Genomic DNA, 25,010 nt, shown 5'->3' with positions numbered 1-25,010 from the left:
GGGAGATTGGGTCTGATGACGGTGATCGGGATGAGCCGGCCGGAGATCGATCGGGTTCACATTCTGCGGGACGTCGTGGCGGAGCGAATTACGGTGCGCGAAGCTGCCCAACTGCTGCGGATCACACGGCGCCAAGTGTTCCGATTACTCAAGGCCTATCAGACCGGTGGTCCCACGGCCTTGGTGTCGCGCCGGCGCGGCAAGCCCAGCAACCGCTCCTACCCGGCGGCGCTGCGGACCGAGGTGCTGGCGCTGATCACAGCCAACTATGCCGATTTCGGCCCGACGCTCGCCTGCGAGAAGCTCGCCGAGCGGCACGGCATCGATCTGGGTGTCGAGACGATCCGGCGCTGGATGATCGCGGCGGGTCTCTGGCAGGAGCGCCGGCAGAAGCTCAAAGGGGTGCACCAGCCGCGCTATCGGCGCGACTGCGTCGGCGAACTCGTCCAGATCGACGGCTCCGAGCACTACTGGTTCGAGGATCGCGGCCCACCCTGCACGCTTCTGGTCTACATTGACGATGCCACCAGCCGGCTGATGCACCTGAAGTTCGTCGAGACCGAGTCGACCTTTGATTATTTCCGATCGACCCGGGAGTACCTGGAGGCCTACGGCAAGCCGGTGGCGTTCTACTCCGACAAGCATGCCGTCTTCCGCGTCAACGGCAAAGGAGCGGTGGGCGGTGACGGCATGACCCAGTTCGGGCGGGCGCTGCATCAGCTCAACATCGACATCATCTGCGCCAACTCGCCCCAAGCCAAAGGCCGCGTCGAGCGCGCCAACGGCACCTTGCAGGACCGCCTGGTCAAGGAGATGCGACTGGCTGGGATCTCGACCCTTGAGGCGGGCAATGCCTTCCTGCCGGCATTCATGGCGGACTTCAACCGCCGCTTTGCCAAGGCGCCCTACAGCGACAAGGACCTGCATCGCCCGCTCAGCGAAGACGATGAGCTGGATGACGTGTTCGCCTGGCGCGAGGAGCGGACGGTCTCGCGCAGTCTGACCCTGCAGTACGACCAGGTGCTGTTCATTCTCGAGCCGAACGCGATCACGCTGTCCCTCGCCCGCCAGCGGGTGACCGTCTACGACTATCCGGATGGGCGCTTTGCCATCAAGCACAAGGGCCTGGAGCTGCCGTACAGGCCCTTTGACCGCCGTCAGCAGGTGGATCAGGCGGCAGTTGTCGAGAACAAGCGGCTGGGCCCGGTTCTGGCCTACATTGCCGAGCGGCAGAAGGAGCTCGACATGAGCCGGAGCAACAGCGCCCCGCGGCGGCGCGGCCAAGGCAAGAGCCTGTTCAAGGTGGGTTGAGCTCTCAGCAGTCACTCCCCGGAGGTGACATCTCTAATGAGGACAATCAGAGACTTGTCTAACGAGTTCTGACACTGTAGACGCAATATAGAGATGACACCCCTCTGCAAAGTTCAAATGGCACTCTCCTGCTTTTCGGGGCTGCAGGAGGACGTGCCGTATGACGGTGGTGTCGATGAGCGCCAAGGAGTTTTCCCGGCTGGATGTGCTGATGGATTTAGAAGCCCGTCGGGTGACCGTTCGGGACGCTTGCGGCCTGCTCCGGCTCAAACGCCGACAGGTCTTCCGGCTGTTGAAGGGCTTCCGGCAGCATGGAGCTGTCTGCCTCGTGTCGAAGCGGCGCGGCCAGCCCGGCAACAACCGGCTTCCCGCGTCAGTCCGCGACTTGGTCATGACGATCATCAAGGAGCGCTATCCAGACTTCGGTCCGACGCTGGCTACTGAGAAGCTGCGGGAGACCCATGGTTGTCCCGTGTCCCGAGAGACGGTCCGCAAATGGATGATCGAGGAAGGTCTGTGGCTGGATCGCCGCCGACGGCTTCCTTCCGTGCACCAACCACGCAATCGCCGGGAGCGCATGGGCGAACTGATCCAGATCGACGGCTCCAAGCACTGGTGGTTCGAGAACCGCGGCCCGCAATGCACCTTGCTGGCCTATATCGATGATGCCACCAGCCAGCTGGTGCATGCGGCTTTCGTGCCCTCGGAGTCCACCTTCGATTATCTGCGTGAGACCCATCGATACGTCGCAGCCCATGGCCGTCCGATCGCCTTCTACTCGGACAAGCACGCCATCTTCCGGGTCAGCAACACAGAGGCTGAAAGCGGCGACGGCATGACCCAGTTCGGACGCGCCCTGCATGAACTCAACATCGACATCCTCTGCGCCAACACACCGGCTGCCAAGGGCCGCGTCGAGCGCTCGTTCGGCACCTTGCAGGATCGCCTGGTCAAGGAGATGCGGCTTGCCGGCATATCGACGATCGAGGCAGCAAACGCCTTCCTGCCGGGGTTCCTGGCCGATCATAACCGGCGTTTCGCCAAGGAGCCCATCAGCCCCTCGGATGCGCACCGTCCGGTGCCGCAGGACATGGTGCTGGAGGATATCTTCGCCTGGAAAGAGGAGCGCACCGTCACCCGCAATCTGACGCTCCAGTACGACAAGGTGCTGTTCCTGCTCGAGCCCACTGAGCTGACGCGCCCTCTCGCCCGCCAGCGTGTGACGGTGATCGACTATCCGGACGGACGGCTGGCGATCCGGCACAACGGGGTCGACCTGCCATACCGCACCTATGACAAGCTGCGGCGGGTGACGCATGCGGCGATTGTCGAGAACAAGCGCCTGAGTGAGGTGCTGGCCTATGTGGCGCAGCGTCAGCAGGAGCGGGACGAGCAGCGCTCGGCCAAGGCGCCGCGCCGGCGGGGGCAGGGCGAGCGTCACATGTTCAAGACACCGTAAGGCGCCCCGGCGGAGCAACCCCGACCAGCTCCGCCGGGGCGCCCTCCCCAACCGGTTTTAGACCCAGGGTGTCATGTCAACTTTGCACGCTAAGTGCCATTTCTGGATTGCGCCGAGACGGCTCTCGCGCGACAGGAACTCGGATCGGGAGTAGGATCACCACAGCCAAGCCCGACAACCGGCAGATCATCACATGCCCCACCATGAGCCGTGGCAACTCGAAGGCACCGCCGCAGAACCGTACGAGCGGTATCTCGTCCCGGCGATCACCGCCCTCTGGGCCGCTGATCTGGTCGAGCGGGTCGCTCCTGCGCCCGTATGCTGCGCGAGGTGCAAGGAAAGCTCATGAGAAGGCGGGAATTCATTGGGTTTGCCAGTGGCGCGCTGGCTTTGGCCGCTCCATGGCGCGCGGCTGGACAGGCGGCATCTCGCACTTATCGGATCGGTTTCCTCTCCCCCGGCGAGCTTGCGCCAGTCAATCCGGTGTTCGACGAACTGCGCCGGCACGGGTTCGTCGAAGGTCGAAATCTCACCATCGATCGGCGTGACCGGAATGCCGGATACCAGCAGCTTGCGGCCGCCGCCCTGGAGCTGGTCCGAACCAGCCCCGACGCCATCGTTACCGCCGGTCCCGAGGCAACCCGTGCAGCCCAAGCAGCGACGACGAGCGTCCCGATTGTTGCCATCACCGACGACATGGTCGGTGAAGGCCTGGCCCGCTCCCTGGCGCAACCGGGAGGCAATACGACGGGCATCAGCCTGCTCGCATCGGACCTCGACGGCAAACGTCAGGAGCTGCTGATCGAATTCACTTCAGGCGCGCCTCGAATCTCGGTGCTGGCCGATACACGGACCACGGGTCCTCAACGGCTTCAAGTCCTCGCCGAAGCCGCGCGAAGCCGGGGCGTCATCCTTCTGGTCCACCGCGTCGAAAAGGGCGAAGAGATCGGACCCGCGATCGACATGGCGAAAGCCGAGGCAGCTGCCGCGCTCAACGTCCTCGCCTCTCCGCTGCTGCACGCCTACCGCCACGTCATCATCCGGAAGACCGCCGCACTGCACATCCCCGACATTTACCAGTGGCCGGAGACTGCGCACGAGGGTGGATTGCTGGGATATGGACCGCGTCTCGACGACGTCATGCGGCAACTGGGACGCCAGATCGGCGAAATACTGGGCGGAGCCAGTCCAGCCAATCACCCGATTTATCAGCCCATGAAACTTGCGCTGGCGATTAACCTGAAGACCGCAAAGGAGATCGGCCTCACTATCACGTCATCGCTGGTTGTTAGCGCCGACGATGTGATCGAGTGAGACGGCGTGAGTTCATTGGGGGAGTTGTCGCAGCGACCGAATTTCCGGCTGCTTATACCAGGGGCGCTGGCATCTGACTCTCTGGGCGATTCCCCTCGCTCGTGAAGCGTGATTCCTTGGGCGAAGGAGGTCGACGTACCCGGTTTCGCTCAAGCCCTTGCGGTAGGCACGCATACGGTCCCCATCCGCGTCAGGCGAACCGCTGTCGAGGATCCCAATCACCGGCGGTGGTGCCTGCTGCCCTCGGGCGGCCAACGGCCACGCCACGGCGCCCCGAGCATCCTGATGAACTGCCGCCGCCTCATGCGATCACCTCGGATCGGAGTGGCCCAAGACCAATTCTATTCCAATACCTATGTACATTGAAGAGAACCGTTCCATAAACGGCCTTCCGCGAAATTCATGGCCGGCAAATAAAACGCCACAGCCGAGAAGGGTAGAATTCCCATACCAGTCGCCGATCATTGAGTTTCCGGACGCTCGATAGTCGGATGGATCTTGTGGGGCCTCTGCGACGTTTGTTTGTCCCCTGTGGATTTAGCTTGTAGGCAAACGCATGCACGACTCCAACTTCGACTCTCGCATGCAACTCAGCGACATCGATGCGAGGCTTGAGCGGTTTGAGAGGCAGGACGTGGTCGCGCTAACCTCCCTGTCTGGTCTGTTCGTGATGCTTGCCGTGACGGGCTATGCAATGGTGATGGGGACGCCGCTATAGGTGTTCTCACAAATCCCAGTAGCCCTGCTGCCGCTTCGCCTGGGCGATAGCCTCTGGCGTCGGTCCGTGTTCCATAAAGGCCCTTCGGAATTACGCAGCCCCACGGTGCTGTTGAGGATTAGGAGGCTGCTCTTCGAGGAGTGCGACACGAGCAAGCTCTGCTCTGATCACTTGTGCCGTCTTTACCCCAACGCTCGTGAACTGCTCGATCCGGTGAGCAACAGCCTTCAATCGGTTGAGCGTCATGATGTTCTCTCTGCGCAGCACGGCCCAGGCTCTTAAAGGCAGGCGGAGACCTTCAATGGGCCCGGAGCAGTTTTCATAAGCATGATGCACTTGCTTCACCTTCGGGAGAGGACGGTGCGAACTTGGGTGGCGACCAGGGCTGCTTGCTGGTCCCGCTGCGCCGCGCGCTTTCTCAGTCAGGGTTTCGGCAAAGAGCAGAAGATGGGGTCGTATGCCATCAGCCATTGTTCGCTCCGCACGAAAGGCGGGAGCATACAACTCTCTCCATCACCAATGCCTGTGAAGCACAAGTCGGCGATCGCTCACATATGGCTATCCCGGTTCACCATCGCCAGCGCAGATCCCTTAATGGCCTTCCAGACGCGGAGCCTTTTTGAGGAACCGTTCGAGCTTCAGGCTGTTGCTATAATGCGCTGCAGCAAAGTTTTCGCTGTTGCGAGATAGTGTTCCTAACGTCTGCGTTACGCCCACCAAAATCACATCCCTCTTAAACGCCTCTGGCTCAACCGAGGTTACTTAAACACGCGCTCGTGGCTCGCAAGCAACACCGGGCCGAGGGGCATCATCACCACTTTCGTATTGCGTCGGGTGATCACCTTTTCCAGATCTCATGAGGATATCATGACCACCATCAGACAACTTATTCAAACGGGTCCCGCTAAGGCCAATGAGCTTCTGGCCAAGCTCGTTGACACCTCCAGCGAATTTGAGCGGCCAATAAACCTACTTGGGCGCGGTTACCACAATCACTAAGCATTCGGAGGTGCCCTCTCCCCGATAGCTGTGCGGCGCACCCGAATCGAAATACATGGCATCGCCTTCCTCCAGAACGATATCATCTCCAGCAATGCCGACAGCAAGCCGTCCCTTGAGCACATAGATCAGTTCCGCTCCAGCGTGCTGGTGCGGCTCAGACGCGTCTGATCGCGAGGGGAACTCTGCATAGAATGCCTGAAGTTTGCGGTCGGTGACCGGAAAGTCGAGGCTCTCAAAGAAGTAAGACGGGATAGCGTCCCCAGCCCGATCTGGCAGGCGGAGCCGATCCTTCTTCCGGACGACTGCAATGGTTGGCCGCTCCGAGGCCTCAACAAAGAAGTGCTCCAGCCCGACGCCGAACACCATGGCAATGCGCAGCAGCGTCGGCAGCGTAGGAAAAAGCTGACCACGCTCAATCTTTGAGAGCATGGCGGGTGAGAGGCCGGTGTGCTCCCCAAGCTGCACAAGGCCGAGCTTCTTCTTCAAGCGGAGCGTTCGGATTTTTGGGCCGATCCGATACTGCTCCAGCCCAGAGGTGAGGGTATCCGACAGCATGACGGCACTCCGTTTTCTTCAGGATCAACTAAATGACCCTATCTTATACCATGATGAAAACAGATGTTCTCCACACGAAATAGTGAGTTGTAAGAAAATCAATTTGATCCACATTCAACTCCTGAGAGCCAGCGTGGTGGTCTCATCGGTTGCCGCAAGGGACCGTCCAAACCCACGCACAGGAGCACGAGCTATGAAATTCGAGATTGCAAATCTGGCTTTCGCCGCAATAGCTACGCTTGGTGTGGTGGCTGGCGGGGCAACCGCTGCCCACGCAGCCGAACAGGACATCGTTGATACAGCCGTCGCGGCGGGCCAGTTCAAGACTCTGGCGGCTGCGCTGGGTGGAGCCGGTCTCGTGAGCACCCTCAAAGGTGCAGGGCCTTTCACCGTCTTCGCTCCGACTGACGCGGCATTCGCCAAGTTGCCTGCCGGAACGGTTGACAACCTGCTGAAGCCGGAGAACAAGGACAAGCTGACCGCCATCCTGACCTATCACGTGGTCCCCGGACGCGTGATGGCGGCTGACGTTGGCAAGGTGCAAGAGGCCAAGACGGTCAACGGTAAGATGCTGATGGTGAGCACCAAGGGCGGCGGGGTCATGATCAACGACGCCAAGGTCACTGCCACCGACATCACCGCAACGAACGGCGTAATCCACGTCATCGACAGCGTGATCCTTCCGTAAACCAACTAATAGGATTGGCTGGAGCGCCGGAGTGGCGCTCCGGCCATGGCATCGCGCTACGACTGCCCTCCGGCCCTACGAGCCGTCAGAATGGCCAACGCACCAGTGGAACCCATGTCCACCATGATTGCACACACATCTGTTCAGCCCTTCTGCGTGATCATCGAGGATCAGGCCCTCATTGCCATGTCCTTAGAGGCTTATTTTGAGGATGTCGGCTTTGCGGTGCATACCTTGACCTCAATTGCGCAAGCGCAAGCATGGCTGAAGAACAACACACCCGAACTCGCCATCTTGGATTTCATGCTCAGGGATGGCCCAGCAACACAGCTTGCAGGCGAGCTTCATAGTCGCGGCGTTCCGTTCATCGTCTACTCGGGATACGCCCGGCATCTTGGGGTGCCAACCCAACTGCAAGAGGTGCCGTGGCTTGAAAAGCCCACCCGCCGTGAAGACTTGTTGAACGCGCTTGTTGCGTTACCACCCAGGAGCACATCTATTGCTGCTCTAAGCCCTCCGCCATCGGCACAGAACTGACCGAACTGGTACTGAGTCTTGGGGAGTGTCCGGGGCTCGAGATACGAAGCATCATGTGAAACGCTCTGCTTTTGATCGGAGCTGTTCTCCGCAGCAGGATCATCCCACGGAAGAAGTGAAGGGCCGTTCCTGTGGTTTCGAATGTGATCTGGCGCCGACGAGAAACATACAAGGATGGTTCAGATGAAACCTAAAGCTAGTCCAGAATACCGCAGCAACTCCGCACCGATTTCACCAGAAGGCGCCACACTCATGATCGCAAGCACCAGAAACTATGTCGCATATGCGTGGAACTTCTTATTCAACCACGAAGTTAGCCCGCTTCGCAACATTCCCGACGTCGGCATTCGGCATTATGTTTTGCAGGTGTTGGGATTCATGTGGGCGGTTAGTTCTTCCATCGCGATCGGAAGCTATACGTTTCTTGCTGCTAGCGTAATTGGGCATACTGTTTTGATAGGAGCCGCAGCGATTACGGTCGCAACCCTTACGGCCGCTGCGAACAGTCCGAAGCTGTTCATACGTGGTTCGAGTCGCCGCAATGATGGCGAACACGAGTAAGCATTGATGTCGGCGGTTAAACAAATGGTGGATAGACGGCCGGCCGTTGCATTGCTCTGATGCAGATCCACCAGGATTGCTGCGCATCTCTTGACGCAAACCCTATGGATTTTTCAGATCAGCGTATCACTCGCTAGACTGAAGTGGGGGGTGGGATCGTGCGGGCACTGATTATTGGCGCCAGCACGGGTATAGGTTTGGAACCGTACCGTCAGGCGCTTGCAGCTGGTCACTTGATGACCCAATAATTAGGAGAGATAGGTGGAAGCTGGGCCCTCAAGATCAACAGTTTATTTTGACGGCTCTTGTCCGTTATGTCGGGCAGAGATCGGCTATTATCGTCGCATTGATCGTTCCGACACGCTCTGTTTTGTCGATGTATCGGATCCGCATGTTTTAGTTCCTTTCGGTCTCACCCAGCGGCGGGCCATGGAACGATTTCATGTTCGCACTGGAGCTGGAGTGCTTCATTCCGGAGCAGCTGCTTTCGTTGAAGTATGGGCGCGATTGCCACGGTGGCGCTGGGCGGCGCGTGCTGCGGCGCTTCCTGGACTGATGGCGTTCCTTGAACTCAGCTACCGACTTTTCCTGCCGGCCCGGCCGGCGCTGGCCGTGATCCTTGGAAGGATAAAACGTCCGAGACGAGACACGCACTGACCATCTAAGAAGCCTGACGTCACTTAACGCTCAACAAGATTTCGAAATACCGCCGACAATGACTGTCTCTGAACTCCCTCAGCACGAGTTGACCCATGAAGCTTAACAAGACCCGAAACGATCTGAATTCCAACACCAAGACCACTGTAGCGGCGCTGCTCAACGCACGCCTGGCTGATGCGATCGATCTCGCCTTAATGACGAAGCAGGCACATTGGAATTTGAGGGGCCGCCAATTCATCGCCGTGCACGAAATGCTTGATGGCTTCCGGACCGAGATTGATGGGCATGCCGACCTTATGGCAGAGCGCATTGTGCAGCTCGGTGGAGTCGCACTTGGTACGACCCAGGCAGTTGCGCAAGGCTCCAAACTCAAGGCCTATCCGGCCGATCTCATCAGCGTGGATGACCATGTCGCTGCGTTGGCAGAGCGTTACGGCGATCTTGCCAATGCGACACGCGGAGCGATTGACACATCGGAAGAAGCCGGAGATGCCGGCACGGCTGACATCTTCACCGCGTTCTCGCGTTCGCTCGACAAGGCACTCTGGTTCCTGGAAGCCCATGAGGCAGACAGAGCTTGAATGCCTGACTGCCAAAACGTTGCCAGATGAGTTTTTTGGACAGCAACGAATGGACATGTCAGGCAGGTTGCGTCGCAAATTTGCAGCAGGGGCGCGAAGATAGCCGAGATCTCCTCTCAGGCTCAGGCGGCGAGCAGATTGAACTGCTCGGCCAATGACGGCTGCGGATTGCAGGCGTACTTCGCCTGCTGTTTGCGCATCATGTGCACCATCTCGATACCGCCGAGGATCACACAGGTCGTGGTCATGGACTTGAACCCGAGCATGGATCGGACCCGCCGCTTGATGGCTCGATGATCCTGCTCAATCTGGTTATTCAAGTAGCGGCTCTGCCGGATCTGGATTGGCTCGAGCCGGCGCCTTGAGCGATCCTGTAGATGGCTCTCTACATCACACAACAGGATGGCTTCCCGATTGGTCTGGCTGCCGTCGATGACGATCCGCTCGGGCCGGCCGTGCCGCTTGAGTGCTTTGCGCCAGAAGCGCTTGGCCGCAGTCAAGTTGCGCCGTTCACTGAACCAGAATTCCACCGTGGTGCCGTGGATGCGATAGCCCGTGTCCCCGCCGTCTGCAAAGAGGTACATCGCCCTCGCCCCGAGTGGGCTTGTCAGACCTCCTGGAACGCCCCGCCCGCGTGAGGTCGCCACGAGTTGTGAGCGGATCTGCGGATCGCGGGCCACCATCTCCTTCGGCGGCACCCAATCCGGCCAGCTGCGCCGCATGTTGATCTTTGCGGTTCCCGACCAGCCGAAGCCCTCGCGACCAACGCCAACGCGGGTCGCTTGTCCTGGGGCTTCGACAAAGAAGAGGTGACGCGAGGCCGGATCCACGACCACAGTGCCGGGGTCCTCCGTCCCGAGGTATTCCACCTCTTGGCGCAAGTAGGCTAGGTCGACCTGGGCGTAGTCAAATGCCCTCACCGGCGCGGGCTTGCCGGAACGGCTGGCGTACACAGCCGTGTAGTTCGGCTTGCTGATTGTACGGCCACTGAGCCCTCGGCGGGTTGATGTCTCGAGCAAGCCGGCGAGTGATGACCGGTCAGTTGAGCAGGCGGCTAGCGCCGCGGCCGTAGAGATAAGCCCAGTCGAAACAAACAGGCGACGTGACATCGTAGTCATGATCGGACTCCGTCCGAACAGATTCGGTTGGACTTACTGCTCAGTGAAGAAAGTCAGCACGACCTTGCCCTTCTCGCCGACGAGGCAGACGAAGCGGTTGGGCTTGTCGGTCTTCTCTCGCTGCAGGTAGGCATCGCCCATGATGACCATCTTGATCGGCGTGTCGCCGACCTTGGTGTCCGCCTTGGAGATAGCGAGCGAGTCCATGTCAAACGTGATCTGGTCGAGCGAGGGCGAACGTTCCTTGATCGCGACCAGACCCGACAGGCGGCAAGCTTCAACCTCTGCCGGCACCTGGGCGATGGCTGAAGCAGACATGACGAGACAGCCGGCAAGAACAGCAAGTGTATACCGCATAATAAACCCTCGTTGTGAGCTCTGAACCGCAGGAAGCCAATGCAGCGGCACCTTGACAAATCTTGCGCGCAGCGCCCGTTCCGCCCGGTGGATGCGAGAAGCAGAAAAGGCAGGCCCTTCTTGCCGGTATGGTTTCCGCTTCCCTAACGGAGCGGATCACCTGCCCACCACGGGGCCGACGAGGTCAAAACGAACCGACGGCCACGAGGCTGCGTTCTGGCCGAAAAGAGTTCACGACTAAGTCGAGTACTCGACGGACAAACGTGACGTTTTCTGACACTGTGCCATCCTGCACCCTGTGGGTCCGAGAAGGGCAGCCTTGAGACTGCTCCGGCAGCAGGACGGGGACACCGATGAAGCAACCTTTGATCCGCCCTAAAGAAGTTGATGCCTCTGCGGCTCGACATCTCATCAGCAATCGCCTGTTGGCCTCCCTTCAGCCCAGCGACCGTTCGCTCCTCGACCAGCACCTTGAAGCTGTGACGCTGTATCAAGGAGAGGTGCTCTTCGAGCCGGGCGACGACGTCACGCGCACGTACTTTCCATGCGCCAGCACAATGGCATCCCTCGTCGTGATGATGCAGACGGGGCGAGCTGCCGAGGCCGCAACCATTGGGCGCGAGGGAGCACTCGGGGGCATCGTGTCCTCGGGCTATAAGCCAGCCTTCACCCGGGCGGAAGTCCAGATTCCAGGCCCGGCTCTCCGGATCGAAACCTCCCGGCTGGAAGAGGCCAAGGAACGCTCAGCCACCTTGCGCGACCTGTTCAGCCGTTACGCCGACGCTCTTCTGGCCCAGATCGTCCAGTCCGTGGCGTGCAACGCGCTTCATCCTCTGGAGGCCCGCTGCTGCTGCTGGCTGCTCACGACCCAGGATCGGGTCAACAGCGCCGAGATCCCGCTGACGCAAGAGGCTCTGGCCGAGATGCTCGGGGTCCAGCGCACGACCGTCACGTCAGTGGCGCGAGCCCTGCGGGCCCGCGGCTTGATCCGATATGCACGCGGCCAGATCACCGTCGTGGACCGCGCCCGCCTGGAAGAGGCGGCCTGTGAGTGTCACGCCGCCGTCAGGCAACATTTCGACCGGGTTCTGCCCGAGATCAAACCTCAGAGCATCATCCTAAAGCCCGACAGCTGATAGGTCCGCGACCATTCGCGGCCCCGCCAGTCCGATCAATCCCGAAGAACGCGCTCCAGGTGCCTCAAGCACGATGAACCATAATTCCGCCACTGCACGATCTCTTCAGCCGAGGGGCGGTGACGCTCCTCGCGCTGGAGATCTGCTCGCGCTCGCTGCAGACACTGCGGCTGTTGGCTTGTGGTGGTTCGACCCCACCGCCGATCGTCTCGACGGCAACGCGGCGTTCCGGGAGCTCCTGCTTGGCCGCGCTGACATTGAAGGTCACCGCTGGCCATTGGCTGGGTCCACCTTCGTCTCTCTTTTGCATCCTGATGATCGGGAGCGGATCCGTGATCAGGTCCGTGCTGCTTTCAGGAATGGTCAGGGGGCATGCCTCGACGGGACGTTTCGCCTGCAGCGCTCTGAATCTGGAGAACGGGTTCAACTGAGTGCTACCGGGAAGGTAGTGCGGCCAGAGCCGAGTTCCCCGGCTGACGGGCTGTCAAAACTCTACCTTCTGGGCACAGTCCAGTCTCACTCGCTGGATGATCATCGTCCGGCCGGGATGGAGACGGATCAGGCGCGCCTTGAGGCGATCCTGAACACCATGCCGCAGATGGTCTGGTCGACGCAGCCGGATGGCTATCATGACTATTACAACAACCGCTGGTATGAGTTCACCGGTGTGCCCTACGGCTCGACCGACGGCGCGGCCTGGAACGGCATGTTCCATGCCGACGATCAAGCTCGTGCCTGGGAGCGGTGGCGGAAGTCGCTTGCCACAGGCGAGCCTTACGAGATCGAGTACCGGCTTCGCCGGCATGACGGCGAATATCGCTGGACCTTCGGACGCGCGCTGCCGATCCGACGGGCCGATGGAACGATCGAGCGATGGTTCGGAACCTGCACGGATATCCACGATCTCAAATCATCGGAGGAGCAACGGGAACTGATCAGCCGCGAGCTGTCGCACCGGATCAAGAACATCTTTGCGGTCGTCTCCAGCCTTGTGACCCTCACCTCACGGAAAGACGAGGCGGCCAGGCCGTTTGCGACTGGTTTGGTGCAGCGCCTGAACAGCCTTGCCCAGGTCCACGAGTATATCCAGCCGCACAATCCATGGGATCAGGCCGATCCAGCGAGTCGGACCGTTCTGGGCCTGCTCCGCATTCTTGGTCGCCCCTATATGCACGACCAGGATCGCCGAGCCTCCTCGGGCAGCGGGGCGGATGATGCCCGGCTGGCGATTTCAGGGGATGATGCCCCTGTGGGCGCAGGAGCCGGCACTGCACTTGCGCTGATCATCCACGAACTCGCGACCAATGCGGTCAAGTACGGCAGTCTCTCGCGCCCGGACGGACACGTGGCTATCAGGCGAGACATTCTGCGAGAAGGTCAGTTCCAGCTCACTTGGCAGGAGCGTGGCGGCCCTGTGGTCCTGGGACCACCAAGCCACAAGGGATTCGGAACGATGCTCGCCTATCGCGGTGCGACAGGGCAGCTCGGAGCCCTCATCGAGCAGGACTGGGCACCAGAAGGGTTGACCGTGCGCTTGACCATACCGCTCGAGAACCTCAAGCAATAGCAAGAGCAAAGGTGCTGATTGATGCTGAAGGAGTGGCCCTGCCGGGCGTTCCTAATGTACGGCAGGCAAGATGGTCCGGTAAGCCTCGCTTAAGACGCCATAACATTCACATGACACAGCTTCGAGACCAGCTCGATCGAGCACCCTGATGCATCCCGGCTCCACCTGGACGATGCCGCGTGCTTGAAACGACTTGGTCACGGCACTCAAGGTTTGTCGCCGCACACCGAGTACGACTGCCAGACTTGCTTGGGAAACCTGAACAGCGTCTCCACGCCCGGCCCGGTCATGCGCATGGAGCAGGCAGCGGGCACAGCGGGCCTCGAGCCTATGGAGACCAGTGCACGCGGCCGACTGGATCGATTGCTTGAGAAGCACCTTGCTGAAACGCAGAAGCAGGTCGTTCAGTGGACGGTACGCTCGGCTGATCGCCAGAAGGCTGTCGAGCGAGAGGCGTGTTGCCGTTCCTGGAACTTGAACGACGGCGCGGCACAACGCTCGATCGTCATCCCCAAGCACAGCCCAAAAGCCAAGGTATCCTTCAGACCCAATGGCTGCGGTTTCGACGGCACGGCCGTCCTCCATCGGAGAGATGAGCCCGATGACGCTGCCGTGCGGGAACAATGCTTCCCGCACCGGCTCGCCCGCCTCCTGCAGGACGCGGCCACGGGCCAGGGAGACGATGCTCGCGTGCTCGGTCATCGCGGATAAAACATCTGGCGGGAGAGCGGCAAGGATGCAGTTCCTGCCGTGCTCCGTGGTGTCGGACCGGGAATGCCCCTGCATATTCACGGCAGCCGTTCGAGGTGAGCTTCGGTTTCGCGGATAACGCGATGGATCGGGGCTGGTTCACGCGAACGAGCGTGGCAGACCGTATGTTCGTTGCCGGCGGAGGTGGCTCGTCCACACTATGCGATGAGCGAGGGTTGCGCCGGATGGGCCGGCGCCGAGCCTCCCGCACAGGGGACGAGCCATGCAGCAGAATAGCAAAGTGTTTGTCGGTCTGGATACGTCCAAACTGAAGATCGCGGTCGCCGTGGCTGAAGACGGCCGTCAGGGTGAAGTCCGTTTTCTGGGCGAGATCGACAACACGCCCGAGGCAGTGCGGCGCCTCGTCAGTAAGCTCAGTGGCAAGCATCGCGAGTTGCTGTTCTGCTACGAGGCCGGCCCGACCGGCTATGGCCTGCAGCGGCAGATCAGTGCTCTGGGACATGAGTGTGCGGTCATTGCGCCTTCGCTGATCCCCAAGCGCCCGGGCGAGCGCGTCAAGACCAACCGCCGCGATGCCCTGACCCTGGCCCGGCTGCATCGGGCCGGGGAGCTGACCGCCATCTGGGTGCCGGATCCAGGCCATGAGGCCGTGCGCGAGCTGGTGCGGGCGCGCGAAGCGGCCATGGCGGACCTGCGCGAGAAGCGCCAGCACCTGCAATCGTTTCTGTTGCGCCATGGACGGATCTTCTCCGGCCACAAGCCCTGGACCCGAGCGCATGCGCGCTGGCTATCCGAACTCATCTTCGAGCATCCGGCCCAGTATCTCGTCCTACGCGAGTACCGGCAGGCGATCGAGGATGCCGAGGCGCGATTGGAGCGCCTGAACCAGCAAGTCGCTGAGGTGGTCAAGACCTGGTCGATGGCGCCCGTGGTCGAGGCTTATCAGGCCCTGCGTGGGGTGGCGCTTCTGACCGCGGTGACCTTTGTAGCCGAGATCGGCGATGTACGCCGCTTCGAGAGCCCGCGCCAGCTGATGGCCTATCTCGGTCTGGTGCCGTGCGAGAGCTCGACCGGCGAGCGGGTGCGGCGCGGCAGCATCACCAAGGCGGGCAACCCACGGGTTCGCCGGGTGCTGATCGAGGGCGCCTGGACCTATCGCTTTCCGGCCCGGATGAGCCGCGTGCTGCAGGAGCGCCAGGAGGGCTTGCCAGCGATCGTGCGGGCCATTGCCTGGAAGGCGCAGGTGCGGCTGTGCGCGCGGTATCGCCGGCTGATGGCGGCCTTCCTGTGGGCGATCGGGCGCGAGATCGAGCCGCGCTCGGCCGCATAAAGCCGAACGAGCTCACGGTCATTGCGGAGGACCTCCTCAGTTTGGACTGACATCTGCGGTTGCCCAGCGCCGGCGGCAGGGCCTCGGAGGGGAACCCTCGCGAGAATTGTGTGGCCGATGATGTGTCATCGACGCCCGCTGACAGATCGAGGCAGCCCCGGACGAACACACGGAAATGCGGTGATCAACCCGCGCATCAGAGTTTGCTCAACCGTCGTCTTGACGGCTCTGCCGCCGGCCCTGCGCAATCGCTCCATCCTGCCGCGCCCGGCTTCTGCCCTGGGATCGCACACCCACGTCCAAGCTCATTGACAACGAACATCAGAGTTCTCAATTTTCCTGACCCATCGGTCGGGCTCAAAGCTTCTGAGCTGGGAAGCGCCAAGCTGAACTCGGGCAGGCACAAGGCCACGTCAGTCTCCAGCGCGCGGTCGACCGACAACTTAAGGTCCGCCCGTCCTGATCGTGCATGAACATGAAAGGGGCCGGCCGTCTACGTCGCCCTGCTGCCTTATGCTCAGGTGAACCGCGTGTGTGACGGGAAACATCCCGGCCCTTCGGCTGTTGAACCGCGGTGAACGGCCCATGTGGAGGCTCCATGATCAACATCGGCAAGGGCATCATCGCAGGGCTCGTCGCCGCAGCGGTGGTCTCAGCCACCCTTTTCCTCGGCAGCTTGATTGGCGTCCTCCCGGCGCCCGATCCGGTCCGCGTCGCAAGCGGGATCATGCTCTCGCCGCCCGGGCTCGGTTGGGTGGTGCATTTCGCCGTGGGCACATTCCTGTGGGGGCCAGTTTTTGCGGTGGTGAGCCCGGTCCTGCCCTCGCCCTTCTGGTTCAAGGGCGTGACATTCGGCATGCTCGCTTGGCTCCTGATGCTCTTCGTGACGTGGGCCGCCGATCCGATTGCTCTCCCCCAGCCCAGCCTCGAACCCGTCCTGCTCCATCTTCTCTTCGGAGCCGTGCTCGGGTCCCTTTATGGGACATTGCTGGACAGGAGAGAGCGTCAAGTCCCAACCAGAGGCGCAACACTGACCGACCGGTGAGATCGTCCCGGCCCAGAGCGGGTTTGTCGCACCACGCGAGTTCCACGGCAACATCGTGCGTCCCGAATGTCGACAACCAAACGCTACTGGGAGACCGGGATCCCTCAAACACAACATGCTCCGATTGTATCTCATCTCGGGACAGGTGGCGCAAGGATTCCTACAGCCTGGCGCTCGCCTCGGGGAAAGGCAGCGGGCCCGTGCCTCCGGCGGGTCGGAGGCCGCACTCGCCATCTCCCGCAGTGAGGCGGATGCAATCTTGCGTGATGCCAGCCGCTGGGAGGCGGCCGATGGCATCCTCTGCATTGGTGTGGCGTTGGAAGAAGGTCGTCACGGGACTTCGGCTTGACGAACGCATCATCGTTCCGGAGCTCATGAACTTGTATCTCCGTCAGGCTTTGGCGCATCGGGAACAAGCCGCTCCACGATGGCGCGCTGCTTGCGCAGGGTAACCGGCACCTCGACGGCCTCTGATTCGACGCGACGCCGGATGTGCACTTCCTCCTTGAGCACAAGGCGCTTCTCGACCACGAGCACCTCCTCGAGAGCCGGCACGATCGTCACATCGCCTTCAGTTCTGATCTCAGGGGCGGTCTCGACGATCCTGTCGATAGGCACGCGCGTGACATCGACGGTTTCCCGCTGCACGTCGGCACGGGCGAGTTCCTCGATGACGTCGGTGACCGTCTGCACGCGCACGCGGCCGGTTATGACCTCCCGCTTTCCGACAATTGCGGTTTCCTCAACGAGAGGGATGACCTCCTCGGAAACAGCGCGTGCCCCGCTCCTCAATGAGTCATCGAGAACGGGAACGTGCTCCTCGTCGGCCGTGTGCATCCCGGAGGGTGATGTTGGTTCGCTCATCGCTACTCTCAGGTGAACCGAGGGCAACGGGCCCTGAGCATGGGAGTTCCCCGGCGGACCGGTGTGAGCACGATCGACCCCAGGGGCCAAGCCAAGGCAACGTCCGGCATCAAACATCTCACGCTCTCGGGTCGGACACTATCGACGAGCTGGAGCAACAGACTGGCATGCCACGGCAGCAACTGCTGTCGATCATTTCACACCCGACGGTCGACTGCCGACAGAGCAGGAACGCAGGCGTCTGGCCAACGTTGATCCGCAGCCCTAGTGGGCGAAAGGGAGACACGATGTTCGACAGGCTCTACGCTTTTACGATCGTGACGCTCGGCACGGCAAGCGAGGCCCTCGCCCAAGCCACGCCGCCTGCCACGTCCGGCTCACCTGCTGCACCCGCGGATGACGGCAGCGGCGCGTCCTGGCTCTGGATCATCATCGGTCTGGTGATCATTGCCGGGCTTGTCTGGTACTTCATGCGCGGCCGGTCACGGGCGACAACCGCCGGCACGACCGGCCCCTCGGCCACTTCCGGAACGCCCACGAGCCATCCCAAGGTGTTCGACAACGACAAACGCAAGTAGGCCGCGTTCCACCGCGCGACCGAGATCAGGTGGTCTGCCATGGCTTGTGTAACACGACTAATACTGGATAGGTGTTACACCCAGGGCAGGGATACGGCAGGCGATCGGATCCGATTGGGTTTCAACCGGTTGGCAGGGGCGCGCAGCGGGCGGAGGAGCGTGGTGAATACGAATGCAGTCTTTGTTTGCTCTATTCTTGTGACGTCATCAGCATTCGCTCAGCCGACGGAGCAGACCGTTGCGATTGGTCCTTGGGAAATCGCGACAACCTACAAGGCTGGAAAGTTCGATAGCTGCTCAATGTCGAGAACGGCGGGCGATCTCGCGGTAAGCTTCGTGCGTGCCGAAAGCGGCTTGCTGCTGCTGCTCGACTCGTCCAAGTGGAAGCTTGAGCGTGGCAGTGCCTATCCAGTTCGCTTGGCGGCGGCCGGTCAATCCGTGGAAGTCAAAGCGCTGGCGGAAACGAAGGGCGTCACGATCGCCCTCGCGGAGAGTTCGTTTAATGCCAAGCTCCGAACAGCGAATGCCCTGGAGGTGCAGGCAGAGGGCGCCGCACTTCGCGTGCCGTTGGACAAGAGCGCGCAAGCGCTTGAGCGACTTGAGATATGCTTCGACAAGAATTCGCGGGAGGGGCCGGAGACTAATCCGTTCGTCGCTCCAAGTCGGAGGCCCTGAGCGGGCAGCCCGAGAGACCCAGGCTCTGATCGACCTGAGAGGCTCGCGCGTGCTCTGAGAGAAATCGGTGCCGATCTGAACGAGGGGCGGCGTTCGCCCCTGTTCTGTGCGCGTTCGAGGGTGCCTGGGGAAGTTATGCCCCTCCGGGCACCCTCGTCCATTTCTAGATAAGGTGATGCTATCAGCCAGCAGGCTTCGCATCCATGGCTTCCACGAGTGCCGTTGCGCACGCGCTTGCGACGGCAGATCGATATTTTTCGTTCACGTTAGCGACCCAGCCGGCCTTGGTGACAAAGGCGTCACGACTCCAGGTGCTCTCTTTCTTCAAGAGCACAAGCTGTTCCGGTTGCTGCTCCCCCTTTGCAACGCAGAGTGGCGTAAGTGCTAGGACTGAAGCATCCTGGGCGCTGGCCGACGCCATTTGTCCGGCTGTTCCTCCCGTTACCCAGCCCCCCCAAACGAAGCCAATTATCATTGCAGCGACCGCGCCGCCGATTGCGCCCCATATTGCGGGCTTTACTGATGCTGGTACCTGCATTGTGAAACTCCCACTTCCAATTTTGACCCAGGATTAGGCGCTTTCTGAACAAACTATAACCCAATTGGCTCCCGCGACATATCAGAAAGCTGGCCCCGTCGGCGGAGCCTCCTTAGGAGGCGGTGACGGGGTTTGAGCATACCGCTTGCGGACACGAGGTCATCGCTGGCCCAGCTCAATGTGCTGGGCTGATCTGGCGCAAGCCCGGGATGGCGCGCAGCATCGCGGTGCTGGTGGCTCCAGAACATCTGCCCGTGCTACGCCCATCCCAACCGGTCAAAACCTCTGAGCCAAGAATCTAGTCCGATCAACCCATCGAGAAATTCGATCACGTCAGAGCTGTCCACGTAGGACATCGGCGTAATTCCGATAAGACCTGTGTGGACGGCGCCTGCGTGGCAAGGGGATTTTGGTGTTTTGACGGTCTGGTCGTGGGCAGCCATGTGTCCGGCCTTGTGATGCGGCCTACCTGACCGCGGGCCTTGATGAAGTTCGCGGATCAGATCCCCAACATTTATGCTGCGTCAGAGCGCAACGGCTTATCACGGGTTTGTCTGATCCCCGGCTCGACCGGTCCGTCATCACACCATCACCACCTCCACCAACCTTGCAAACCTCTCATCCGGCTCCCGCAGCAGCTTATGCGGTTGGAGCCCGATACCCCTGGTTACCCTGCAAAACGGCCCAAGCGACCCGGGCCAATTTGTTGGCGATTGCAATCTTGACGATGCCGGCTGGGCGACGGGCTAGGAGCGCGTTGATCCATCCCGCAGACACTGAAGCTTTGCCGCGGGCATGCCGCAAGAGTGTCGTGGCCCCGAGCACGAGAAGCCGGCGCAGATATCGATCTCCTTGTTTGGAGATGTGCCCCAGCCGCACCTTGCCGCCTGTCCCGCTCTGTCGTGGCACCAGCCCGATCCAGGCTGCCAAGTGCCGGCCCGAGCGGAAAGAGTTCGGATCAGTGATGGTGGCCGCAAGCGCGCTGGCCGTGATGATGCCGACGCCGGGGATCGTCTCGAGGCGCTGGCTCACCTCATTCGTGCGATGCCAGATCAGGATCTCCTGCTCGACGTCATGGATCCGGACATGGGCCTCCTCAAGTTGCGCGCAGCTCGCGAGTACGGTGGAGCATCAGCACGGCCTGCTGCTCTGGGCTTTTGATGGCCACATAGCGCATGGTTGGGCGGGTCACGGCCTCGCAAATACCCGCAGCATCAAGCGCGTCGCTTTTGCCGCGTTTAATGTAGGGCTTCACGTAGGCTGCGGGCATGAGCCGAACTTCGTGCCCGAGGGCCGCCAGCTCTCGCGCCCAGAAGTGGGCGGTGGAACATGCCTCCATGCCAATCAGGCAAGGCGGCAAGCGCCGGAAGAAGCCGATGAGCTCGCCTCGGCGGAGCTGACGGCGGATCAGTACCTGTCCATCCTGGTCAATACCGTGGACCTGGAAGACGTGCTTGGCGAGATCGAGACCAACAGTCGTGACATGCATCGGAGCGGCTCCCTGTCTGGCGCTGAAGCAATCACCCTACCTCATAGGGCGCTGCCGGGAGCAGGCGCCGTCCACTCCATCATTTATGGAATTGGCAGATCCAAATGTCAGCGGCGGCTGAATTCGAGGCAGAGGGCTGTTCCTTGCGATGACGACCAGTCCAGCTTAGCGTCAAGCTGGCGTGCGAACGCCTCGATCAGCTTCATTCCAGTGCCCGAGCCGGGCCGTGCGGGACGTGGTTCGGCGGGCAGCCCCTTGCCATTGTCGGACATGCGAACGCGGATTCCGTTGTCCTCCAGCACCTCGACCCTCACGGAAATGACACCTCCCTGCCCGCTCTGGCCATCGAAGGCATATTTCAGGCTGTTGGTGACGAACTCGTTCAGGATGAGACCGAGCGGCACCGCAATCTCAGGGGCGAGGTCCACCTCCTCGATGGCAAACTCCAGCCGCACCTTGCCGAACTGGCCTTCATCCAGATGGCACAGGCTCTCGACAAGCTGCATCACATACGGACGCAGTCGGAGAAGATCGGTCGTGCCGGCGACATAAAGCAGCTCGTTGACCAGGCGAAGCACCTCGATCCGTTCGCCGACCGTGGTCAATTCCCGGCGGGCCTCTTCCGAAGTGACGTCCCTGGCACGCATTCTCACGAGGCTGGTGACGATGCTGATATGGTTCTTGACCCGATGTTGCAGCTCCTTGAGCAGATGCTGGTTGGCTTCGATAGTCTGAATGCAAATGACAAAAGCGGGTAGCTTCGCCATTTGAGCTGGTTGGAATGGCATAGCGGATCTCGACCTCTCCGTCGGTGACGATCACCCGCACCACCAGCCACTCGATGAGCTGCCGTTTCTGCTCCCAGGTTGCCTGCTCGAGCCCTTTCTGCACCCTACGGCAGAACTCGTCGATGGTCAGGCTCACCCGTGCGATCTCGCCCTGACGGTCGACCTGCGCCTCCAGCTGCTGCCTCTGGGCCCCAAGGCTGTGCGCCTTCTGTTCCAGGTCGTGACGGCGACGGCGATATTCCTCCAGGCTCACAACCTCGCTCAAATAAGCCTCAGTCAGTCGCTCGATCTGCTGCTCCACACGGACTTGCCCCCGCTTCAAGGCATCGCGCCGGGCTTGCAGATCCTGAGGCAGCCAATGGCCGCCATGCGCCCGCTCCAACGCATAGCCGATGGCCTCCGGATGGGTCAGCAAACGGCATAGATCCTCCCAGACCAAGCTCTCAATCGGCTCGGCCGGAATAAAGCGCGAGCGGCACTTCGTCTCTCGGTAAGAGTGGAGGGCCGACAGTGGTCTTGCTTCGAAAAAATGGAGAGCTTCTGATGAAGCAGGAGGATCTCCATGCCGAAGACCCGTTTTAAGAGAGAGTTTCAGGATGAGGCCGTCCGCCTCGTTTTGACGAGTGGGCGCTCGCAACGCGCGATCGCCGACGATCTTGGGGTGAACCGTTCGACGCTCGCGCGCTGGATGGCGGAGCACCAGGATATGCGGCCTTCGTCGGCCCCGCCGCCCAATGAGGATGTCATGGACGAGCTCAAGCGCCTCCGTCGCGAGAACGAGGTGCTGCGGCAAGAGCGCGACATCCTCAAGAAGGCCACCGCTTTTTTCGTCAAGGAGGGAAGTCGATGAGGTTCACGTTCATCGATGCGGCGAAAGCGGAATTCCCCATCCAGCGCCTGTGCCAGGTTCTTGAGGTGAGCCAGAGCGGCTACTTTGCCTGGCGAAGTCGTCCGGCCTGCCAGCGTCAGCGCGACGATCTGGTGCTGCTCGCCCATGTCCGATCCGCCTTTCGAGAATCGAATGGCACCTATGGCAGCCCACGGATGACGCGCGAACTCCAGGATCAGGGCCTGCCGATCGGGCGCCGTCGGACGGCCCGACTGATGCGCGAGAATGGGCTCAAGGCCCGGCAGAAACGTCGCTTCAAGCGCACCACCGACAGCCACCACGCCTTTCCTATTGCTCCCAACCTGCTCGAGCAGGACTTCTCGGCCGAGCGCCCGAACCAGAAATGGAACGCGGATATCTCGTACGTGTGGACGAGCGAGGGCTGGCTCTACCTGGCCGTGGTCCTGGATCTCTTCGCGCGCCGGGTGGTTGGCTGGGCGGTGAGCGACCGGCTGCACAAGGAACTGGCGCTCGAGGCGCTGCGCAAGGCTCTGGCGATCCGAAGACCCGGTGAGGGGCTGACCCATCACGCGGACCGCGGCAGTCAATATTGTTCGATCGAGTATCAGGCCGAGTTGCGGAAGCACGGCATCCGGATCTCAATGTCCGGGACAGGCAATTGTTTCGACAATGCCGTGGTCGAGACTTTCTTCAAGACCTTGAAGTCCGAGCTGGTCTGGCGCACCGTCTTCCAGACGAGAGCCGAGGCCAGGAAGGCGATCGGTCGTTACATCGATGGCTTCTACAATCCCGTCCGGCGTCATTCGACACTGGACTATGTCAGTCCGGCTCAGTTCGAAAGGCTGGCCGGATAGCTACCAAACCGCTCTCCACTAAACCGAAGCAAATCCACCGCGTCCTGATGCAGCTTGTTGGCCAAGCCATACAGGCTGCGACCCTCATCAGCATACCAGGTGAACATCTCGGCCACCACAGCGGCCTCGGCTTCGTCCTGACGCACGCCGGCGGGATCGCGCGGGCGATCCGGATCGACGCGATAGCCATACGGCACCCGGATCCACGGCAACAGGACGCCGGCCTGCAGCTTGCGCAGCCGGCCGCGCCGCATCCGCTCGGCAATCAGGCTGCGCTCGTATTCGGCCACGGCCCCACGGATTTGCAGCAGAAGCTGGTCGTGGGGATCCTGGCTCATCGGCCGGTCGAGGAAGTGGACCTGGCATCCAGTGGCCGTGATCTCCTCGAGCAGCAACACCTGATGCACATAGTTGCGGGCGAGCCGGTCGGGAGCGGTGATCAGAATGCCATCCAACTCCCGCATGGCCACGCGGTCGCGCAGCCGCTCCAGCCCGGGCCGCTTGAGCGTGGCGCCACTGTAGCCGTCATCACGGAAGACGTTCTCGGGCGCGACGGCCCATCCTTGCTGGTATGCATGCGCCTGCAGACGCTCCAATTGCTGGGCGAGGCCATCCGCCTGGGCCTGGCGCTGAGTGGACACCCGTGCATAGATCCCGATCCTCATCCTTCACCTCCTGTGCGGGAGGCGCGGGGTCGGCCGGGAGCGCGGCGCATCGTGGTCCGGCGTGGGTCCAGGCCAACAGCTGCTGATAAGTCCGATCCCAGTGCCGCTGTCCGTCCGAGTGGGGCTGCAACACGCGACGCACCCGCCAATCCCGCATCGTTGCCTCCTGCTGCAGATATGCTCTGCGACACAGGGCAACGCCCTAGCTCCGGCTGGCGCAAGCGCAATGGCAATCGCCACCAGTTCAGCTTAAGCTGCCCGAAGCGGCTCAGGCAGAATTTGTCATTTGTGATTAGACCATCTCAAGGGCTTCCTTCAGGCTATAGGCCTTGTGCAATCGGTCAATCACCGGCCCCAGGATCGTGGCGTAGGTTCGCAGGAACGCGATGTCCTCCTCCCCGAACTCGCGCGGTTCGCGGCTGTCCACCTGGAGCAGTCCGTAGGGCTTTCCGCCGGGCAGGAAGATCGGCACGTTGACGATGGCAACGGCCCCGTGTTCCTTCAGGAAGGCCGGCAACTCGAAGCGGTCTTCCTTGTCGATGTCGTTCGTGACGACCGGCTTGGCAACCTTGATCGAGTAGGTCTCGGAGGACCGCTCGTTCATGGGCAAGTGCACTTTTCCGACATATCCCGGCTTCCAGCCGACCCCTGCCCGCATGAACACGGACCTTCCATTCTGCTCGATTTCCAGAACTTTCGCGAGATCCGTCCCAAGGGCATCGCCAACAAGGCGGCAGGCTTCCGTCAAAATCTCGTCGAGATCCTCGTTGCGCAGGGCGAACTCACCGAAGTCGGCGAGCACCTTCTGCCGCTTAATTATCTGTTCGCGATCTGGCATGGTGCCCTTCTTGACTAAGACCTGCGATTTAACTTTGCCGTATAGAGGTATGTTCCGAGGACCTGCGTTAAGCCAGGATGTAATCAGACCAGAAGACTGGCGTTTTATCCCGCTCTCATTGCTACAAGCCTTTCAACCCGAGTGGGAACACGGCGCAGATAATGGTGTCCTGGCGCTGTATCCTTTCTGAGTTTGAGGCTATACAGTGTTTTCAGTCGCCG

General features: G+C 61.2%; 24 protein-coding genes and 4 pseudogenes. 18 read left to right on the top strand and 10 right to left on the bottom strand.

Features of this window, described 5'->3' with window-relative positions:
- The first annotated feature begins 15 nt into the window (after positions 1–15).
- The 4 genes from BB934_RS39865 (at position 16) to BB934_RS50345 (ending at position 4,802) form a co-directional block, all read left to right on the top strand.
- Positions 16–1,311 (top strand): ISNCY family transposase, encoded by a 1,296-nt coding sequence (locus BB934_RS39865; protein ID WP_099507922.1) that lies wholly within the window; start codon positions 16–18, stop codon positions 1,309–1,311.
- A 160-nt stretch (positions 1,312–1,471) separates the two neighbouring features.
- The gene (locus BB934_RS39860) at positions 1,472–2,770 is read left to right on the top strand and encodes an ISNCY family transposase (protein ID WP_099515177.1); all 1,299 of its coding nucleotides are present in this window, start codon (positions 1,472–1,474) and stop codon (positions 2,768–2,770) included.
- Between the two features lie 318 nt (positions 2,771–3,088).
- Positions 3,089–4,084, top strand: coding sequence for an ABC transporter substrate-binding protein (locus tag BB934_RS39850; protein ID WP_099515176.1), 996 nt, complete (start codon positions 3,089–3,091; stop codon positions 4,082–4,084).
- A gap of 583 nt (positions 4,085–4,667) precedes the next feature.
- Positions 4,668–4,802: a hypothetical protein gene (locus tag BB934_RS50345; protein ID WP_257792391.1), complete on the top strand. Its 135-nt coding sequence runs from the start codon at positions 4,668–4,670 to the stop codon at positions 4,800–4,802.
- A 969-nt stretch (positions 4,803–5,771) separates the two neighbouring features.
- Here BB934_RS50345 and BB934_RS39840 read toward each other — a convergent pair.
- On the bottom strand, positions 5,772–6,359 hold the full coding sequence (locus BB934_RS39840; protein ID WP_099515174.1) for a helix-turn-helix domain-containing protein: 588 nt from the start codon (positions 6,357–6,359) through the stop codon (positions 5,772–5,774).
- Between the two features lie 193 nt (positions 6,360–6,552).
- Here BB934_RS39840 and BB934_RS39835 point away from each other — a divergent pair, with 193 nt between their 5' ends.
- The 5 genes from BB934_RS39835 (at position 6,553) to dps (ending at position 9,386) form a co-directional block, all read left to right on the top strand.
- Complete coding sequence (locus BB934_RS39835) at positions 6,553–7,047, top strand: fasciclin domain-containing protein (protein ID WP_099515173.1); 495 nt, start codon at positions 6,553–6,555, stop codon at positions 7,045–7,047.
- A gap of 90 nt (positions 7,048–7,137) precedes the next feature.
- Entirely contained in the window at positions 7,138–7,584 is a 447-nt protein-coding gene (locus tag BB934_RS39830) for a response regulator (protein WP_157934615.1), read from the top strand.
- Between the two features lie 183 nt (positions 7,585–7,767).
- The gene (locus tag BB934_RS39825) at positions 7,768–8,145 is read left to right on the top strand and encodes a hypothetical protein (protein WP_237050762.1); all 378 of its coding nucleotides are present in this window, start codon (positions 7,768–7,770) and stop codon (positions 8,143–8,145) included.
- Between the two features lie 261 nt (positions 8,146–8,406).
- A complete protein-coding gene (locus tag BB934_RS39820; RefSeq protein WP_099515170.1) occupies positions 8,407–8,802 on the top strand; it encodes a thiol-disulfide oxidoreductase DCC family protein in 396 nt (131 codons plus the stop codon).
- A 95-nt stretch (positions 8,803–8,897) separates the two neighbouring features.
- A complete protein-coding gene (gene dps, locus BB934_RS39815) occupies positions 8,898–9,386 on the top strand; it encodes a DNA starvation/stationary phase protection protein Dps (protein ID WP_099515169.1) in 489 nt (162 codons plus the stop codon).
- A 122-nt stretch (positions 9,387–9,508) separates the two neighbouring features.
- On the opposite strand, the pseudogene BB934_RS39810 reads toward dps, so the two are convergent.
- From BB934_RS39810 to BB934_RS39805, 3 genes and pseudogenes are all read right to left on the bottom strand, one after another.
- Positions 9,509–9,928, bottom strand: a pseudogene (locus tag BB934_RS39810) (DDE-type integrase/transposase/recombinase); the annotation flags it as partial.
- Positions 9,929–9,967: 39 nt separating this feature from the next.
- Positions 9,968–10,495, bottom strand: a pseudogene (locus BB934_RS50745) (L,D-transpeptidase); the annotation flags it as partial.
- 42 nt (positions 10,496–10,537) lie between these two features.
- Positions 10,538–10,861, bottom strand: a complete 324-nt coding sequence (locus tag BB934_RS39805) for a hypothetical protein (RefSeq protein ID WP_099515168.1) — start codon at positions 10,859–10,861, stop codon at positions 10,538–10,540.
- 353 nt (positions 10,862–11,214) lie between these two features.
- On the opposite strand from BB934_RS39805, the gene BB934_RS39800 reads away from it, so the two are divergent.
- From BB934_RS39800 to BB934_RS39795, 3 genes and pseudogenes are all read left to right on the top strand, one after another.
- Entirely contained in the window at positions 11,215–11,997 is a 783-nt protein-coding gene (locus BB934_RS39800; protein ID WP_099515167.1) for a Crp/Fnr family transcriptional regulator, read from the top strand.
- A gap of 73 nt (positions 11,998–12,070) precedes the next feature.
- Positions 12,071–12,397 (top strand): annotated as a pseudogene (locus BB934_RS51310) (PAS domain-containing protein); the annotation flags it as partial.
- Positions 12,398–12,544: 147 nt separating this feature from the next.
- On the top strand, positions 12,545–13,564 hold the full coding sequence (locus BB934_RS39795; RefSeq protein WP_237050760.1) for a sensor histidine kinase: 1,020 nt from the start codon (positions 12,545–12,547) through the stop codon (positions 13,562–13,564).
- A 51-nt stretch (positions 13,565–13,615) separates the two neighbouring features.
- Here the strand turns inward: BB934_RS39795 and BB934_RS51305 are convergent, their stop codons facing one another.
- Positions 13,616–13,867: a helix-turn-helix domain-containing protein gene (locus tag BB934_RS51305; protein ID WP_418294838.1), complete on the bottom strand. Its 252-nt coding sequence runs from the start codon at positions 13,865–13,867 to the stop codon at positions 13,616–13,618.
- Between BB934_RS51305 and BB934_RS49860 the strand changes: the two genes are divergently transcribed.
- The 3 genes from BB934_RS49860 to BB934_RS39780 all read left to right on the top strand — a co-directional run bounded on the left by BB934_RS49860 (position 13,748) and on the right by BB934_RS39780 (position 16,650).
- Positions 13,748–14,275, top strand: a complete 528-nt coding sequence (locus tag BB934_RS49860) for a hypothetical protein (RefSeq protein ID WP_237050752.1) — start codon at positions 13,748–13,750, stop codon at positions 14,273–14,275. The genes BB934_RS51305 and BB934_RS49860 overlap by 120 nt on opposite strands.
- Before the next feature lie 262 nt (positions 14,276–14,537).
- Positions 14,538–15,605 carry an IS110 family RNA-guided transposase gene (locus tag BB934_RS39785; RefSeq protein ID WP_099509475.1) on the top strand — a complete coding sequence of 356 codons (1,068 nt, stop codon included), beginning with the start codon at positions 14,538–14,540 and terminating at the stop codon, positions 15,603–15,605.
- A gap of 598 nt (positions 15,606–16,203) precedes the next feature.
- Positions 16,204–16,650, top strand: a complete 447-nt coding sequence (locus BB934_RS39780; protein WP_099515164.1) for a DUF6789 family protein — start codon at positions 16,204–16,206, stop codon at positions 16,648–16,650.
- 372 nt (positions 16,651–17,022) lie between these two features.
- On the opposite strand, the gene BB934_RS39770 is transcribed toward BB934_RS39780, so the two are convergent.
- Positions 17,023–17,514, bottom strand: a complete 492-nt coding sequence (locus tag BB934_RS39770; protein ID WP_099515162.1) for a YsnF/AvaK domain-containing protein — start codon at positions 17,512–17,514, stop codon at positions 17,023–17,025.
- A 287-nt stretch (positions 17,515–17,801) separates the two neighbouring features.
- On the opposite strand from BB934_RS39770, the gene BB934_RS39765 reads away from it, so the two are divergent.
- Positions 17,802–18,092 carry a hypothetical protein gene (locus BB934_RS39765; protein WP_099515161.1) on the top strand — a complete coding sequence of 97 codons (291 nt, stop codon included), beginning with the start codon at positions 17,802–17,804 and terminating at the stop codon, positions 18,090–18,092.
- 114 nt (positions 18,093–18,206) lie between these two features.
- Positions 18,207–18,767, top strand: a complete 561-nt coding sequence (locus BB934_RS39760; RefSeq protein ID WP_157934613.1) for a hypothetical protein — start codon at positions 18,207–18,209, stop codon at positions 18,765–18,767.
- Positions 18,768–19,944: 1,177 nt separating this feature from the next.
- On the opposite strand, the pseudogene BB934_RS39750 reads toward BB934_RS39760, so the two are convergent.
- Positions 19,945–20,794, bottom strand: a pseudogene (locus BB934_RS39750) (IS110 family RNA-guided transposase).
- 107 nt (positions 20,795–20,901) lie between these two features.
- Entirely contained in the window at positions 20,902–21,582 is a 681-nt protein-coding gene (locus BB934_RS39745; RefSeq protein ID WP_099515158.1) for a sensor histidine kinase, read from the bottom strand.
- A 562-nt stretch (positions 21,583–22,144) separates the two neighbouring features.
- On the opposite strand from BB934_RS39745, the gene BB934_RS39735 reads away from it, so the two are divergent.
- Positions 22,145–23,286, top strand: a protein-coding gene (locus tag BB934_RS39735; RefSeq protein ID WP_418294697.1) for an IS3 family transposase whose coding sequence is annotated in 2 segments (ribosomal slippage) — positions 22,145–22,403 and positions 22,403–23,286 — 1,143 coding nt in all. Because the reading frame shifts where the segments join, the coding sequence is not laid out codon by codon here.
- Here the strand turns inward: BB934_RS39735 and BB934_RS39730 are convergent.
- Positions 23,262–23,951 (bottom strand): recombinase family protein, encoded by a 690-nt coding sequence (locus BB934_RS39730; RefSeq protein ID WP_335645682.1) that lies wholly within the window; start codon positions 23,949–23,951, stop codon positions 23,262–23,264. The genes BB934_RS39735 and BB934_RS39730 overlap by 25 nt on opposite strands.
- A gap of 292 nt (positions 23,952–24,243) precedes the next feature.
- The gene (locus tag BB934_RS39725; protein WP_099515157.1) at positions 24,244–24,789 is read right to left on the bottom strand and encodes a GAF domain-containing protein; all 546 of its coding nucleotides are present in this window, start codon (positions 24,787–24,789) and stop codon (positions 24,244–24,246) included.
- Positions 24,790–25,010: the final 221 nt, after the last annotated feature.

Origin of the sequence: Microvirga ossetica (genome assembly GCF_002741015.1) — a bacterium.
Lineage (GTDB): Bacteria > Pseudomonadota > Alphaproteobacteria > Rhizobiales > Beijerinckiaceae > Microvirga > Microvirga ossetica.
Note: the sequence above shows the minus strand (reverse complement) of the source record. Positions and strands in the feature narration are given on the sequence as shown.

Bases quoted from the DNA above. Each gene is read 5' to 3' on its own strand.
- BB934_RS39865 (WP_099507922.1), top strand. From the start codon at position 16: ATGACGGTGATCGGGATGAGCCGGCCGGAGATCGATCGGGTTCACATT.
- BB934_RS39860 (WP_099515177.1), top strand. From the start codon at position 1,472: ATGACGGTGGTGTCGATGAGCGCCAAGGAGTTTTCCCGGCTGGATGTG.
- BB934_RS39850 (WP_099515176.1), top strand. From the start codon at position 3,089: ATGCTGCGCGAGGTGCAAGGAAAGCTCATGAGAAGGCGGGAATTCATT.
- BB934_RS50345 (WP_257792391.1), top strand. From the start codon at position 4,668: ATGCAACTCAGCGACATCGATGCGAGGCTTGAGCGGTTTGAGAGGCAG.
- BB934_RS39840 (WP_099515174.1), bottom strand. From the start codon at position 6,359: ATGCTGTCGGATACCCTCACCTCTGGGCTGGAGCAGTATCGGATCGGC.
- BB934_RS39835 (WP_099515173.1), top strand. From the start codon at position 6,553: ATGAAATTCGAGATTGCAAATCTGGCTTTCGCCGCAATAGCTACGCTT.
- BB934_RS39830 (WP_157934615.1), top strand. From the start codon at position 7,138: ATGGCCAACGCACCAGTGGAACCCATGTCCACCATGATTGCACACACA.
- BB934_RS39825 (WP_237050762.1), top strand. From the start codon at position 7,768: ATGAAACCTAAAGCTAGTCCAGAATACCGCAGCAACTCCGCACCGATT.
- dps (WP_099515169.1), top strand. From the start codon at position 8,898: ATGAAGCTTAACAAGACCCGAAACGATCTGAATTCCAACACCAAGACC.
- BB934_RS39805 (WP_099515168.1), bottom strand. From the start codon at position 10,861: ATGCGGTATACACTTGCTGTTCTTGCCGGCTGTCTCGTCATGTCTGCT.
- BB934_RS39800 (WP_099515167.1), top strand. From the start codon at position 11,215: ATGAAGCAACCTTTGATCCGCCCTAAAGAAGTTGATGCCTCTGCGGCT.
- BB934_RS39795 (WP_237050760.1), top strand. From the start codon at position 12,545: ATGGAGACGGATCAGGCGCGCCTTGAGGCGATCCTGAACACCATGCCG.
- BB934_RS39785 (WP_099509475.1), top strand. From the start codon at position 14,538: ATGCAGCAGAATAGCAAAGTGTTTGTCGGTCTGGATACGTCCAAACTG.
- BB934_RS39780 (WP_099515164.1), top strand. From the start codon at position 16,204: ATGATCAACATCGGCAAGGGCATCATCGCAGGGCTCGTCGCCGCAGCG.
- BB934_RS39770 (WP_099515162.1), bottom strand. From the start codon at position 17,514: ATGAGCGAACCAACATCACCCTCCGGGATGCACACGGCCGACGAGGAG.
- BB934_RS39765 (WP_099515161.1), top strand. From the start codon at position 17,802: ATGTTCGACAGGCTCTACGCTTTTACGATCGTGACGCTCGGCACGGCA.
- BB934_RS39745 (WP_099515158.1), bottom strand. From the start codon at position 21,582: ATGCCATTCCAACCAGCTCAAATGGCGAAGCTACCCGCTTTTGTCATT.
- BB934_RS39730 (WP_335645682.1), bottom strand. From the start codon at position 23,951: ATGAGGATCGGGATCTATGCACGGGTGTCCACTCAGCGCCAGGCCCAG.
- BB934_RS39725 (WP_099515157.1), bottom strand. From the start codon at position 24,789: ATGCCAGATCGCGAACAGATAATTAAGCGGCAGAAGGTGCTCGCCGAC.